The organism is Enterobacter sp. HMSC16D10, assembly GCF_001807145.1.
Lineage (GTDB): Bacteria > Pseudomonadota > Gammaproteobacteria > Enterobacterales > Enterobacteriaceae > Enterobacter > Enterobacter roggenkampii.
The window spans coordinates 196,342-209,332 of sequence record NZ_KV787833.1 but is presented as its reverse complement, the minus strand read 5'-3'; the positions used below and the strand labels follow the sequence as shown (position 1 = coordinate 209,332).

The window sequence follows — 12,991 nt, the reverse complement described above, 5'->3', positions numbered from 1 at the left end:
TAGCCAGAACGGTAGTGATTGCAGCAGTCAGGGTAGTTTTACCATGGTCAACGTGGCCGATAGTACCAACGTTGACGTGCGGTTTTGTACGTTCAAATTTTTCTTTAGACACGGCTATATTCCTTACTATAGTGCTCTCCCCTTTGGAGAGAGCACGGGACTTAGGTTTTAATCCTGTGGATTACTTACCACGGGCTTCAATAACGGCCTGAGCAACGTTGTTAGGCGCATCATCATACTTCAGGAATTCCATGGTGTATGATGCACGACCTTTGGTCAGAGAACGCAGCTGAGTTGCATATCCGAACATTTCAGACAGCGGAACTTCAGCGTGGATCTTAACGCCAGTCACTTCGGATTCCTGACCACGCAGCATACCGCGACGACGGCTCAAGTCACCGATAACGTCACCGGTGTTCTCTTCAGGAGTTTCTACTTCAACCTTCATGATTGGCTCAAGCAGAACTGGTTTTGCTTTCTTAAAGCCTTCTTTAAAGGCAATAGACGCAGCCAGTTTAAACGCCAGTTCAGAGGAGTCAACGTCGTGGTAAGAACCGAAGTGCAGACGGATACCCATGTCAACAACCGGATAGCCAGCCAGAGGGCCCGCTTTCAGCTGTTCCTGGATGCCTTTATCAACGGCTGGGATGTATTCGCCAGGAATTACACCACCTTTGATGTCGTTGATGAACTCGTAACCTTTCGGGTTAGAGCCCGGCTCCAGTGGGTACATGTCGATCACAACGTGACCGTACTGACCGCGACCACCAGACTGCTTAGCGTGTTTACCTTCAATGTCGGTAACTTTCGCGCGAATCGCTTCGCGGTAAGCAACCTGAGGTTTACCCACGTTCGCTTCAACGTTGAATTCACGCTTCATACGGTCAACGATGATGTCCAGGTGCAGTTCACCCATACCAGCGATGATGGTCTGGTTAGATTCTTCATCAGTCCATACGCGGAATGATGGGTCTTCTTTCGCCAGACGGCCCAGAGCCAGACCCATTTTTTCCTGGTCAGCTTTGGTTTTTGGTTCAACTGCGATGGAGATTACCGGCTCTGGGAATTCCATACGCTCCAGAATGATCGGGTGATCCGGGTCACACAGGGTGTCACCAGTGGTCACGTCTTTCAGACCGATAGCTGCAGCGATGTCGCCCGCACGAACTTCTTTGATCTCTTCACGTTTGTTAGCGTGCATCTGTACGATACGGCCAAAACGCTCACGCGCCGCTTTCACGGAGTTCAGGATGGTGTCACCGGAGTTAACCACACCAGAGTAAACGCGGAAGAAGGTCAGGTTACCCACGAATGGGTCGGTAGCAATTTTGAACGCCAGTGCAGAGAATGGCTCTTCGTCGCTTGCGTGACGCTCAGCCGGGGTATCTTTACCGTCGTCCAGGATGCCGTTGATCGCAGGAACGTCAACCGGGGATGGCAGGTAGTCAACTACCGCATCCAGCATCGCCTGAACACCTTTGTTCTTGAACGCAGAACCACAGGTTACCAGGATGATTTCGTTGTTCAGAACGCGCTGACGCAGAGCTTTTTTGATCTCTTCTTCAGTCAGTTCTTCACCACCCAGGTATTTCTCCATCAGCTCTTCAGAAGCTTCAGCAGCGGATTCGATCAGGTTCTGGTGCCATTCGTCAGCCAGGTCCTGCATTGCAGCTGGGATATCTTCGTATTCGAAGGTAACGCCCTGGTCTGCATCGTTCCAGTTGATGGCTTTCATTTTCACCAGGTCGATAACGCCGGTGAAGCCTTCTTCAGCACCAATTGCCAGCTGCAGCGGAACAGGGTTCGCGCCCAGACGGGTTTTGATCTGACCAACAACTTTCAGGAAGTTAGCACCCATACGGTCCATTTTGTTAACGAACGCGATGCGTGGAACTTTATATTTGTTCGCCTGACGCCATACGGTTTCAGACTGTGGCTGAACACCACCAACTGCGCAATAAACCATTACCGCGCCGTCAAGAACACGCATGGAACGTTCTACTTCGATGGTGAAGTCAACGTGCCCTGGGGTGTCGATGATGTTTACGCGATGCGGTTCGTACTGCTTAGCCATACCTGACCAGAATGCAGTAGTCGCTGCGGAGGTGATAGTGATACCACGCTCCTGCTCCTGTTCCATCCAGTCCATGGTGGCTGCGCCGTCATGAACTTCACCGATTTTGTGGTTTACACCGGTGTAGAACAGAATACGTTCGGTAGTAGTGGTTTTACCGGCGTCGATGTGCGCACTGATACCGATGTTACGGTAGCGTGCGATGGGTGTTGTACGAGCCATTTGATTCCTCGTTTATATCTTTAGGCGTTCAGTTAAGTTACCCAGAGCGGGCGGCTTCTCTGAAGCGCCCGCCTGGTGACTAAGACTCCGAAGGGATTACCAACGGTAGTGTGCGAACGCCTTGTTGGCTTCTGCCATACGGTGAACGTCTTCACGTTTCTTAACTGCAGTACCTTTGTTGTCTGCAGCATCAGAAAGTTCGTTCGCCAGACGCAGAGCCATGGATTTATCACCGCGTTTACGAGCAGCTTCAACGATCCAACGCATTGCCAGGGCATTACGACGAACCGGACGAACTTCAACTGGAACCTGATAAGTAGAACCACCAACGCGGCGGGACTTAACTTCTACAGTTGGGCGAACGTTGTCGAGAGCGACTTCGAAAGCTTCCAGTTCATTTTTACCAGAACGCTGAGCCAGGGTCTCCAGCGCGCTGTATACGATTGCTTCTGCAGTAGATTTTTTACCATCTACCATCAGGATATTTACAAATTTTGCCAGCAGTTCTGATCCGAATTTCGGATCTGGAAGAATTTTACGCTGACCAATGACGCGACGACGTGGCATGGGAATACTCCGTTGTTAATTCAGGATTGTCCAAAACTCAAAGAGTTTAGTATGACATTAAGATAAATCAGTTTGGCCTTACTTAACGGAGAACCATTAAGCCTTAGGACGCTTCACGCCGTACTTGGAGCGAGCCTGCTTACGGTCTTTAACACCTGAGCAGTCCAGCGCACCACGAACGGTGTGGTAACGAACACCCGGAAGGTCTTTAACACGACCGCCACGGATCAGGATCACGGAGTGCTCCTGCAGGTTGTGACCTTCACCACCGATGTAGGAAGTCACTTCGAAACCGTTAGTCAAACGCACACGGCATACTTTACGCAGTGCGGAGTTTGGTTTTTTAGGAGTGGTGGTATATACACGAGTACATACACCACGTTTCTGCGGGCAGGCTTCCAGCGCAGGCACGTTGCTTTTCGCAACTTTGCGTGCACGTGGTTTGCGTACCAGCTGGTTAACTGTTGCCATTAAATAGCTCCTGGTTTTAGCTTTTGCTTCGTAAACACGTAATAAAACGACCTCATACAATATGAGGACGCGAAATTTTAGGGCTACGTCGAAAAGGTGTCAAGAAATATACAGCGATCTCAAATCACCAGTTCATTTGACTGGCGTGCGTCACAGTAAGATTGACGAAATCAGTATAGCCAACCACGTCAATTTTGGCTGAAATTTGACCAGAAAGACCCCGCGCATCCAGATCGTCTTTCAGCGCAGAAACTGTTATGGGGGCATTCGTGAGCATTTCAACGAAGCGGCTGCCTTCAAGTGCGGCAAGCACGCCGTCCTGAATCAGCAGCAGGTCATCACCGTCGCGCAGCATACTCAGTAACGCGTCGATATCACATTGCCATGGTGAATGGCTCAGAGTATGGAGCATGGCAGCCTCAGAAAGTCAGAACGGTGTCGTAGTGGGAAAGGTGTTCGCGCAATGCCGCAGAAGAGACGACGGTCACATCCAGCACGAAAGGCGTCTTCTCATCCAAACCGCGAGCGGCCAGCGAGTCGGCGCAGACATAAAGGGTTTCAATGTCATACAGCGGCAGCACTTTAAACGTAGCGATGTAATCCCGCGCCAGAATGGCCTGTGGCTGCTGACCCGCCAGAAGCTGAAACACACCGTCCCCTAAAAAGAAGACGCCGATATCTTCGGTCAGCGCGGACGTCGCAAGTAACGCATCCAGCCCTTCGCGGCCAGAAGCGCTCCCGTGCGGCGCAGACGCAAAAACAAATGCCACGCGCTTCATCAGAATTGCACCACTCTGTCGCAGGTGAGCGCCGCCTGTGCCAGCGCGCCCAAACCGCTTAACGAAAAACCGGGCTGCAGGTTAGAACCCGACAAACCAAGACGGGCGGCTTCGGTTGCATCGGTCACGCCGCGGCGCAGTGCCGCCGCCACGCAGATGTGCAGTTCTACGCCCTGCTTTTCGTTTAATGCCTGCCAGCCGCGCACCACATCAAACTCATCGCTCGCCGGCGACGTAAACTGGTTCGCGTTATACACCCCTTCCCGATAGAAGAAGACGCTCGCCAGCTCATGTCCGGCTGCCAGCAGCGCATGCGCAAACTGCAGCGCGCTGCTGGCCTGCTGAGTCCCGTACGCCGGGCCTGTCACCATTAACGCATAACGCATTACTTGTCTTGTCCCAGGAAATCACCGCTTTTGAACTGGCGAATATAGAGGTAGACCGTGTGCTTGGAGATGTTGAGACGATCGGCCACCTGGTTGATGGCGTCTTTAATATCAAAAATCCCTTTTTCATAGAGATTGAGCACGATCTGGCGATTCTTGGCGTTGTTAGAGACGTTGCGGTCGGCATCCACCTCTTCAATGGTGAACTCAAGCGTCTGCGTGACGAGATCTTCGACGGAAGAGGCAAAGTTAACAGAAGAGCCAACATCCGGCGTTTCTGGTGGAATAAAGGTGCTCATGATCTGCGAGAAAGGCACATCAAGGTTCATGTTGATGCACAGCAGCCCAATTACACGATGCTCGCGGTTTCGAATCGCGATGGTTTCTGATTTCATCAGCACGCCGCTTTTGGCGCGGGTGAAATAGCATTTGGAGACGCTGCTGTCCGCGCCGGTCATGTCATGCAACATACGCAATGCAAGGTCGGTAATTGGCGAGCCAATTTTACGGCCAGTATGCTCACCATTCGCAATGCGGATGGCGGAACACTTCAGATCTTGCAGGGAGTGCAATACGATTTCGCAGTGGGAGCCAATGAGCATCGCTAACCCGTCCACTACCGCTTCATAGGATTTCAGAATATCGAAGTCGGTCTGGTCAAAAGGACGTTGATCCAGCAAATCAAGTTCACTGGTTTCGTTGGTTAAAAGCGACCTGGACATGAAAAAAACACTCCTTTTCAGGAGCCTGTCGTTAGGTTTTCAGGGCAGGCTCATTATCTACACGGACAACTAAATTAATACAGCGTGCCTAACGCTTTCCAGTGTTAATTATATCTGCCCCACAATAAAAAACCGCCGCCTTAAAGGCGGCGGTTTTTTTTCAGCATTACTTCTTAGCAGCAGCGGCTTTATCGTCAGCCGGTGCGTCTGCCTTGGCATCCGCTTTCGGTGCCGGTTTGATGTCCAGCAGCTCTACGTCAAAGACCAGCGTAGAGTTGGCAGGGATCCCCGGAACGCCGGTTTTGCCATAGGCCAGATCCGGTGGGATGACCATCTTGATCTTGCCGCCTTTCTTGATGTTTTTCAGGCCTTCAGTCCAGCCAGGGATCACACCATCCAGACGGAAGGAGAGCGGCTCACCACGGGTGTAAGAGTTATCGAACTCTTTACCGTCGATCAGCGTACCTTTGTAGTTCACGACAACCGTGTCGCTGTCTTTAGGCGCATCGCCGGTGCCTTCTTTCTCAACTTTGTACACCAGGCCAGTCGAAGAGGTTTTCACACCCTTCTCTTTAGCGAAGGCATCGCGGTAGGCTTTGCCTTTCGCTTCGTTGTCTTTAGCGTCCGCGTCCATCTTAGTCTGCGCGGCGCCCTTCACACGCGCTTCGAACGCCTGCAGAGTCTGTTCAATTTCCTGGTCAGACAGCTTGCTCTTATCGGCAAATGCGTCCTGAACGCCTGCGATCAGCTGAGCTTTATCCAGTTTGATGCCCAGTTTCTCTTGTTCTTTCAGAGAGTTTTCCATGTAACGACCCAGAGATGCGCCCAGTGCGTAGGCGGATTTCTGGTCGTCATTTTTGAACGCTGCTTTGCTGTCTGCAGTGGCAGCAGGCTTCGCAGCAGTATCAGCAGCGAATGACAGCGGCGCGTTCAGCGCAACAGCCATCGTCGTCGCCAGCAGCGTTACTTTAAACAGTGATTTCATCCATATCTCCAGGGCCTGGGGACTCTCACCCCAGCGTTAAACGTAAATGAGTGACGTACTATAAAACGTTGCAGAAGAAATCTACAGACAGACACGTCCAATTCTCGCCACTTTTCAGACTATTTTTGTTTAAATAAGTTTCTTGCCAGAGGGATGCGAACTGTACTTAAGGATAAACTCAGTTAAACTGCGCCGCCGCTGGGCCATTATGGCGAATCTGAAATAAACAAGGTGAATGATGAAGGATACAGCATTAGAAGCGAGAATGGCTGAGCTGGAAAGCCGCCTGGCTTTTCAGGACATCACCATCGAAGAGCTAAACCAGACCGTGACCGCACATGAGCTCGAAATGGCGAAACTGCGGGATCATATGCGCCTGCTGACGGAAAAGCTGAAGGCTACGCAGCCGTCGAACATCGCCTCTCAGTCAGAAGAGACGCCACCGCCTCATTATTGAGGCGTAAAAAAAGCGGGATTATCCCGCTTTTTTATTTTCCGCATGACGGAATTAGTGGCAGCCGCAGCCGCCGTTACCGCAACCACCTTTACCGTGGCCGTGGTCATGACCATGGTCGTGGCCGTGACCACCGCAGCAGCCGTCGTGGCCGTGATCGTGGTCATGGTCGTGACCGTGCGCACCGTGAACGTGGCCATGAGCCAGCTCTTCTTCGGTCGCTTCGCGGATCGCAACAACTTCTACGTTGAACTTCAGGTTCTGGCCAGCCATCATGTGGTTGCCGTCAACCACGACGTGGTCATCTTCCACTTCGGTGATTTCAACCGGAACCGGGCCCTGGTCGGTTTCCGCCAGGAAGCGCATGCCAACCTGCAGTTCGTCAACGCCCATGAACACGTCTTTAGGAACGCGCTGAACCAGGTTGTCGTCATACTGACCGTAAGCGTCGTTCGCGCCTACAGCAACGTCAAATTTGTCGCCAACTTCATGACCTTCCAGCGCGTTTTCCAGGCCGGAAATCAGGGAACCGTGACCATGCAGGTAGTCAAGCGGCGCACTCACCGGAGACTCATCAACCAACACACCGTCTTCTGTACGTACCTGATAGGCCAGGCTGACCACCAGGTCTTTTGCTACTTTCATGATATCTCCTGAGCGTGGGAAAATTGCTGGCGCAGATTGTAGCGGAAATCTGCACCTGTGTACCCTTTAGCTTAAAAAAACTCAGGGCATATCGCTAGTCCGGATGAAAAATCCCGATAACTTGCTCTTCTTTGCGAACGTGCTCGCGCGCCTCTTTGTCGGCCTCACGCATCTGGTGACCGCACTTAACACACTCAACAACATCAATATTATTTTCCCGCCACATCGCCAGGGTGTCTTGCGCCTGGCAGGTCGGGCATTTTGCACCCGCGATAAAGCGTTTACGTACAGCCATCTTTCGTTACCCTTTATTCAAATTCATCCCAGCCATCGAGCTGGCGTCGTTCCTGCTGCATCTCGCGCTGGAAGATCTCCTCCAGCTCGCGACGCGCTTCCCGGACGCGGGAGATCTGCGCCGTATCGGTATGGACCGGCATCAGCTCGCGCAGCATCCGCATATCCAGCCGGCGGAAGTGCATCTGGGCGCGCTGCGCCTGATGCGGATGCATGCCAAGCGAGATCAGCGCCTTGCGCCCCAGCTCCAGCGCACTGGAGAACGTCTCACGGGAGAAGTGTTTCACACCCGCCTGCAATAATTCGTGAGCTTCAACACGTCCCCGTGCACGCGCCAGAATATGCAGATGCGGGAAATGCTGCTGGCAAAGATCCACCAGCTTCATCGTGTCTTCCGGGTCGTTACAGGTAATGACGATGGATTCTGCCGCTTCTGCCCCCGCCGAGCGCAGTAACTCAAGCTGGGTCGCGTCGCCGTAGTAAACCTTGTAGCCATATTTGCGCATCAGGTTGACCGCGCTGATATCACGCTCCAGCACCGTAATGCGCATTTTGTTCGCCATCAGCAAACGGCCAATTACCTGTCCAAAACGGCCAAAGCCCACCACGATCACCTGGGGCTTATCGTCTTCCACCCACGGCGCTTCGTCTTCGTCGTCTGCCGGGTTCAGGCGGCGCGACAGCAGTCTATCCACCAGCTTCATCAGCAGCGGCGTGGTCATCATGGACAGCGTGACCGTTACCAGCAAAAGCGCCATCTGATCGTCTTTAAACAGCTTCTGGGACGAGGCGGTAGAGAACAGCACAAACGCGAACTCTCCTCCCTGGCTCAACACGCTCGCAAACTGCATGCGCTCCGAACTGCGCAGGCCGTATATGCGCGCCATGACGTACAGCACCAGCGTTTTCACAGCCACCAGGATGGCCACGCTCACCACAACCCACAGGAGATGGGTATAGAGCACGCCAAGATTGAGCGCCATCCCCACCGAAATAAAGAACAGCCCCAACAGCAACCCTTTGAAGGGATCGATGGCAATTTCCAGCTCGTGGCGGTATTCACTTTCCGCCAGCAGCACCCCGGCGATAAAGGTCCCGAGCGCCATCGACAGCCCCAGCGCGTCCATAAACAATGCCGACCCCAGCACCAGCAGCAGCGTCGCGGCGGTAAACACCTCGCGCACGCCGGACGCGGCAATAAAGCGGAACACCGGACGTAACAGGAAACGTCCGCCAATCAGCATCCCCGCGAAGGCCAGCACCTTCATGGCGATTTTCGCCCAGTCAAAGTGGTCGTCGCCGGAGCCCGCCAGCAGCGGCACCAGCGCCAGCGCCGGGATGACCGCCAAATCCTGGAACAGCAGCACCGAAAAACCCAGCTGACCGGCTTCGTTACGGTTCATCCCTTTGTCGCGCATCAGCTGCAGGGCCATCGCCGTCGACGACATCGCAAGGCCTATCCCGCCGATCACCGCCGCCTGCCAGGAGAAATTCGTCAGCATTAACAGGCCACCCAGAATCGCGGCGCTGAGCAACACCTGAGCGGCACCTACGCCAAAGATGGAGCGTCGGAGCTGCCACAATTTTGAAGGGTTGAGCTCAAGGCCAATGATGAACATCAGGAACACCACGCCCAGCTCGGAGAAGTGGAGTATTTCATCCACATCGCTGATGAATCCCAGTCCCCAGGGGCCAATCGCGATCCCCGCCAGCAGATAACCCAACACCGCACCGATACCAATACGTGCAGCAAGCGGCACCGCGACGACGGCCGCAAATAAAAACAGCACCCCGGCGAGGAGCAAATTCGATCCTTCCATTAACGCCCTCCTGCCGGAATCGGTGACGCCAGCCATTCACCGTAGGCTCTGGCGTGGCTGGCCAACTCTTTCGGATCCTGACGACGGGCCCAGTAGACAATAATCGGGCTCATCCAGTGCATACGGCACATGGCCGCCGTCAGCTCAAAAGGCCGCAGAATGTCGCTCATCGGATAGCGGTTCAGCCCGTCGTGGCGGTAGGCGCTTTCGGGTTCACCGGTCGTAATCACACTACGCCAGTACTTTCCCGCCAGCTGGTTGCCCCCCACCCCGCTGGAGAAGCCCCGACTCAGCACGCGGTCCAGCCACTCTTTGAGCAGCGCCGGACAGCTGTAGGTATAAAGCGGATGCTGGAACACAATCACGTCATGCTGACGCAGCAGTTCCTGCTCGTAGGGAATATCAATAAAGAAATCAGGATAGTGCGCGTAGAGATCGTGCACCGTCACGTTGCTGAGCTGAGTAGCCGGCTTAAGCAGCACCCGGTTTGCCACCGAGTCCTGAGATTCCGGATGGGCATACAGCAGCAGCACTTTTGCTGTCTGAGACATCATTCCCCTCCCGGTCTTGTTTCTGTTTTTGTGTATCGTCGCTGTTTTGGGCTACCATGACGGCCCGGTGCGGAAAACGGCCCACACCTTACATTATCATAATGACAAATTAACATAGTCGGAACATACGGCGCTTCTATGATTGTTTTCTCCTCGTTACAAATTCGTCGCGGCGTGCGCGTCCTGCTGGATAACGCCACTGCTACCATCAACCCGGGCCAGAAAGTGGGCCTGGTCGGCAAAAACGGCTGTGGTAAATCCACGCTGCTGGCGCTGCTGAAAAACGAGATTAGCGCGGATGGCGGTAACTTTACCTTCCCGGGGAACTGGCAGCTCGCCTGGGTAAACCAGGAGACGCCCGCGCTGAGCGAACCGGCACTCGACTATGTTATCGACGGCGATCGTGAGTACCGCAAGCTCGAGGCGGAACTTAACGCCGCTAACGAGCGCAACGACGGCCACGCCATCGCCACCGTTCACGGCAAGCTGGACGCCATCGACGCGTGGACCATTCGCTCCCGCGCCTCCAGCCTGCTGCACGGCCTGGGCTTCAGCAATGAGCAGCTGGAACGCCCGGTCAGCGACTTCTCCGGCGGCTGGCGTATGCGCCTCAACCTGGCGCAGGCGCTGATCTGTCGCTCTGACCTGCTGCTGCTCGATGAACCGACTAACCACCTCGATCTCGATGCGGTTATTTGGCTGGAGAAGTGGCTCAAGAGCTATCAGGGCACTCTGATTCTGATCTCCCACGACCGCGACTTCCTCGACCCGGTGGTGGATAAAATCATTCATATCGAACAGCAAACGATGTTCGAGTACACGGGCAACTACAGCTCCTTCGAGCGCCAGCGCGCGACGCGTCTTGCCCAGCAGCAGTCCATGTACGAAAGCCAGCAGCAGCGCGTGGCGCACCTGCAAAGCTTTGTGGATCGCTTCAAGGCCAAGGCGTCAAAGGCGAAGCAGGCCCAGAGCCGCATCAAGATGCTGGAGCGCATGGAGATGATCGCCCCGGCGCACGTCGACAACCCGTTCCACTTCAGCTTCCGGGCCCCGGAAAGCCTGCCAAATCCCCTGCTGAAAATGGAAAAGGTCAGCGCGGGTTATGCCGACCGCATTATTCTCGACTCCATCAAGCTCAACCTGGTGCCGGGTTCACGTATTGGTCTGCTCGGGCGCAACGGTGCCGGTAAATCCACGCTGATCAAACTGCTGGCGGGCGAGCTTAATCCGGTCAAGGGTGAAATCGGCCTGGCGAAGGGCATCAAGCTGGGTTACTTCGCCCAGCATCAGCTGGAATTTTTACGCGCGGATGAATCCCCGATTCAGCACCTCGCGCGTCTGGCGCCGCAGGAGATGGAGCAGAAGCTGCGCGACTATCTCGGCGGCTTCGGCTTCCAGGGCGATAAGGTCACCGAAAACACCGAGCGCTTCTCCGGCGGCGAAAAGGCCCGTCTGGTGCTGGCGCTGATCGTCTGGCAGCGCCCGAACCTGCTGCTGCTTGATGAACCGACCAACCACCTGGATCTCGATATGCGTCAGGCGCTGACCGAAGCGCTGATTGAGTTCGAAGGCGCACTGGTGGTGGTGTCACACGACCGTCACCTGATCCGCTCCACCACGGACGATCTCTACTTAGTGCACGACGGCAAAGTCGAACCGTTCGACGGCGATCTGGAAGACTACCAGCAGTGGCTGACGGACGTGCAGAAGCAGGAGAACCAGCCGGAGGAGTCGGCGAAAGACAACGCCAACAGCGCGCAGGCACGTAAAGACCAGAAGCGCCGTGAAGCGGAGCTGCGCACCCAGACGCAGCCGCTGCGTAAAGAGATTGCCCGTCTCGAAAAAGAGATGGAAAAGCTCAACGCCACGCTTGCTACCGTTGAAGAGAAGCTCGGCGACAGCGGTCTGTATGACCAGAGCCGTAAAGCCGAACTGACGGACTGCCTGCAAACCCAGGCGAAGACCAAATCCAGCCTTGAAGAGTGTGAGATGGCGTGGCTGGACGCGCAGGAACAGCTGGAAGCGATGCTGCAGGCTGACTGATACCGGGAGGGCTATGAGTTTCGATAACACGAGCGAGATTACATTCCGCAAGCTCAGCATCTTCATGACGTTTATGGAGAAGGGGAATATCGCGCGTACCGCCGAAACTCTGGGCCTGAGCGGCGTCAGCGTTCACCGTGCGCTGCACACGCTGGAAGAGAACGTGCGCTGTCCGCTCTTTACCCATAAGGGGCGCAACCTGATTGCTCTCCCTTCCGCCTGGACCTTACTGGAATATTGTCAGGAAGTGATGCAGGTGATGGAGCGCGGGCTGGAAGCGTCGCGCAAAATTGCCGGGATCGGCCAGGGGCGGCTGCGAGTCGGAACGCTCTACTCGCTCACCCTGGAAACCGTGCCGCGTCTGATCATGGGCATGAAGCTACGTCGTCCGGATCTGGAAATGGATCTGACGATGGGCTCCAACGAAACCCTGCTGCACATGCTGGATGAAGGCTCTCTGGACGCCATTCTTATCTCCATTTCCGAGAGCGATATCGACCGTAACAGCCTGGAAGTGCTCCCGCTGTTCCATGACGACATCTTCCTTGCCGCACCGGCCTCCGCGACGCTCAATACCCGCGGCCCGGCCGATCTGCGCGACTATAAAGATCGGAAATTTGTCTCTCTTGCGGAAGGGTTCGCCACCTATGCAGGCTTCCAGGAGGCGTTTCATATCGCCGGGTTCGAGCCGGAGATTGTTACCCGGGTGAATGACATTTTCTCCATGCTCAGTCTGGTGCAGGCGGGAGTGGGCTTTACGCTGATGCCGGGCAGGATGAAAAAGGTCTATGAGAATTCCGTGCAGCTCCTGAAGCTTGCCGAGCCGTACCAGATGCAACAGCTGATCGCCATCGTCTTTGCCCGCAACCGCGAGCAGGATCCAAGCCTGCGGGCGCTGGCCGCCGAAGGGCGGATGTATGCCCGCAGTTTGCAGGATAGTGCCTGATGTTATTGCCCGGTGGCGCTACGCTTACCGGG

16 protein-coding genes are annotated in these 12,991 nt (G+C 54.8%); 3 read left to right on the top strand and 13 right to left on the bottom strand.

Annotated elements, in window-relative coordinates:
* The 9 genes from HMPREF3143_RS24560 to fkpA all read right to left on the bottom strand — a co-directional run.
* A partial coding sequence (locus HMPREF3143_RS24560) for a GTP-binding protein (protein WP_001336758.1) occupies positions 1-112 on the bottom strand: 112 nt, incomplete at its 3' end.
* Between the two features lie 69 nt (positions 113-181).
* The gene (gene fusA, locus HMPREF3143_RS03945; RefSeq protein WP_021242224.1) at positions 182-2,296 is read right to left on the bottom strand and encodes an elongation factor G; all 2,115 of its coding nucleotides are present in this window, start codon (positions 2,294-2,296) and stop codon (positions 182-184) included.
* A 96-nt stretch (positions 2,297-2,392) separates the two neighbouring features.
* On the bottom strand, positions 2,393-2,863 hold the full coding sequence (gene rpsG, locus HMPREF3143_RS03940; RefSeq protein WP_004106370.1) for a 30S ribosomal protein S7: 471 nt from the start codon (positions 2,861-2,863) through the stop codon (positions 2,393-2,395).
* Between the two features lie 96 nt (positions 2,864-2,959).
* The gene (gene rpsL, locus HMPREF3143_RS03935) at positions 2,960-3,334 is read right to left on the bottom strand and encodes a 30S ribosomal protein S12 (protein ID WP_000246815.1); all 375 of its coding nucleotides are present in this window, start codon (positions 3,332-3,334) and stop codon (positions 2,960-2,962) included.
* Between the two features lie 124 nt (positions 3,335-3,458).
* Entirely contained in the window at positions 3,459-3,746 is a 288-nt protein-coding gene (gene tusB, locus HMPREF3143_RS03930; protein WP_008503005.1) for a sulfurtransferase complex subunit TusB, read from the bottom strand.
* A 7-nt stretch (positions 3,747-3,753) separates the two neighbouring features.
* Positions 3,754-4,113, bottom strand: coding sequence for a sulfurtransferase complex subunit TusC (tusC, locus tag HMPREF3143_RS03925; protein WP_008503006.1), 360 nt, complete (start codon positions 4,111-4,113; stop codon positions 3,754-3,756).
* Positions 4,113-4,499, bottom strand: a complete 387-nt coding sequence (tusD, locus tag HMPREF3143_RS03920) for a sulfurtransferase complex subunit TusD (protein ID WP_023345014.1) — start codon at positions 4,497-4,499, stop codon at positions 4,113-4,115. The genes tusC and tusD overlap by 1 nt, the downstream gene beginning before the upstream one ends.
* Positions 4,499-5,221 carry a helix-turn-helix transcriptional regulator gene (locus tag HMPREF3143_RS03915; RefSeq protein WP_070531846.1) on the bottom strand — a complete coding sequence of 241 codons (723 nt, stop codon included), beginning with the start codon at positions 5,219-5,221 and terminating at the stop codon, positions 4,499-4,501. Before HMPREF3143_RS03915 ends, tusD begins: the two co-directional genes overlap by 1 nt.
* A 166-nt stretch (positions 5,222-5,387) precedes the next feature.
* Entirely contained in the window at positions 5,388-6,206 is an 819-nt protein-coding gene (fkpA, locus tag HMPREF3143_RS03910) for an FKBP-type peptidyl-prolyl cis-trans isomerase (RefSeq protein ID WP_008503008.1), read from the bottom strand.
* A 238-nt stretch (positions 6,207-6,444) separates the two neighbouring features.
* Here fkpA and HMPREF3143_RS03905 point away from each other — a divergent pair, with 238 nt between their 5' ends.
* Positions 6,445-6,663, top strand: a complete 219-nt coding sequence (locus HMPREF3143_RS03905) for a protein SlyX (RefSeq protein ID WP_024907948.1) — start codon at positions 6,445-6,447, stop codon at positions 6,661-6,663.
* Positions 6,664-6,714: 51 nt separating this feature from the next.
* Here the strand turns inward: HMPREF3143_RS03905 and slyD are convergent, their stop codons facing one another.
* From slyD to kefG, 4 genes are all read right to left on the bottom strand, one after another.
* Positions 6,715-7,305 (bottom strand): peptidylprolyl isomerase, encoded by a 591-nt coding sequence (gene slyD / locus HMPREF3143_RS03900; RefSeq protein ID WP_070531843.1) that lies wholly within the window; start codon positions 7,303-7,305, stop codon positions 6,715-6,717.
* Between the two features lie 94 nt (positions 7,306-7,399).
* Entirely contained in the window at positions 7,400-7,600 is a 201-nt protein-coding gene (locus HMPREF3143_RS03895) for a YheV family putative zinc ribbon protein (protein WP_008503011.1), read from the bottom strand.
* A gap of 13 nt (positions 7,601-7,613) precedes the next feature.
* Positions 7,614-9,419, bottom strand: a complete 1,806-nt coding sequence (gene kefB, locus HMPREF3143_RS03890; RefSeq protein ID WP_070531841.1) for a glutathione-regulated potassium-efflux system protein KefB — start codon at positions 9,417-9,419, stop codon at positions 7,614-7,616.
* Positions 9,419-9,973 (bottom strand): glutathione-regulated potassium-efflux system ancillary protein KefG, encoded by a 555-nt coding sequence (gene kefG, locus HMPREF3143_RS03885; protein ID WP_021242220.1) that lies wholly within the window; start codon positions 9,971-9,973, stop codon positions 9,419-9,421. Before kefG ends, kefB begins: the two co-directional genes overlap by 1 nt.
* Before the next feature lie 135 nt (positions 9,974-10,108).
* On the opposite strand from kefG, the gene HMPREF3143_RS03880 reads away from it, so the two are divergent.
* Together HMPREF3143_RS03880 and HMPREF3143_RS03875 are read left to right on the top strand one after the other, a co-directional pair.
* Complete coding sequence (locus HMPREF3143_RS03880; RefSeq protein ID WP_021242219.1) at positions 10,109-12,013, top strand: ABC transporter ATP-binding protein; 1,905 nt, start codon at positions 10,109-10,111, stop codon at positions 12,011-12,013.
* 13 nt (positions 12,014-12,026) lie between these two features.
* Complete coding sequence (locus HMPREF3143_RS03875) at positions 12,027-12,959, top strand: LysR family transcriptional regulator (RefSeq protein WP_021242218.1); 933 nt, start codon at positions 12,027-12,029, stop codon at positions 12,957-12,959.
* Positions 12,960-12,991 lie beyond the last annotated feature (32 nt).

Bases quoted from the DNA above. Each gene is read 5' to 3' on its own strand.
- fusA (WP_021242224.1), bottom strand. From the start codon at position 2,296: ATGGCTCGTACAACACCCATCGCACGCTACCGTAACATCGGTATCAGT.
- rpsG (WP_004106370.1), bottom strand. From the start codon at position 2,863: ATGCCACGTCGTCGCGTCATTGGTCAGCGTAAAATTCTTCCAGATCCG.
- rpsL (WP_000246815.1), bottom strand. From the start codon at position 3,334: ATGGCAACAGTTAACCAGCTGGTACGCAAACCACGTGCACGCAAAGTT.
- tusB (WP_008503005.1), bottom strand. From the start codon at position 3,746: ATGCTCCATACTCTGAGCCATTCACCATGGCAATGTGATATCGACGCG.
- tusC (WP_008503006.1), bottom strand. From the start codon at position 4,113: ATGAAGCGCGTGGCATTTGTTTTTGCGTCTGCGCCGCACGGGAGCGCT.
- tusD (WP_023345014.1), bottom strand. From the start codon at position 4,499: ATGCGTTATGCGTTAATGGTGACAGGCCCGGCGTACGGGACTCAGCAG.
- HMPREF3143_RS03915 (WP_070531846.1), bottom strand. From the start codon at position 5,221: ATGTCCAGGTCGCTTTTAACCAACGAAACCAGTGAACTTGATTTGCTG.
- fkpA (WP_008503008.1), bottom strand. From the start codon at position 6,206: ATGAAATCACTGTTTAAAGTAACGCTGCTGGCGACGACGATGGCTGTT.
- HMPREF3143_RS03905 (WP_024907948.1), top strand. From the start codon at position 6,445: ATGAAGGATACAGCATTAGAAGCGAGAATGGCTGAGCTGGAAAGCCGC.
- slyD (WP_070531843.1), bottom strand. From the start codon at position 7,305: ATGAAAGTAGCAAAAGACCTGGTGGTCAGCCTGGCCTATCAGGTACGT.
- HMPREF3143_RS03895 (WP_008503011.1), bottom strand. From the start codon at position 7,600: ATGGCTGTACGTAAACGCTTTATCGCGGGTGCAAAATGCCCGACCTGC.
- kefB (WP_070531841.1), bottom strand. From the start codon at position 9,419: ATGGAAGGATCGAATTTGCTCCTCGCCGGGGTGCTGTTTTTATTTGCG.
- kefG (WP_021242220.1), bottom strand. From the start codon at position 9,973: ATGATGTCTCAGACAGCAAAAGTGCTGCTGCTGTATGCCCATCCGGAA.
- HMPREF3143_RS03880 (WP_021242219.1), top strand. From the start codon at position 10,109: ATGATTGTTTTCTCCTCGTTACAAATTCGTCGCGGCGTGCGCGTCCTG.
- HMPREF3143_RS03875 (WP_021242218.1), top strand. From the start codon at position 12,027: ATGAGTTTCGATAACACGAGCGAGATTACATTCCGCAAGCTCAGCATC.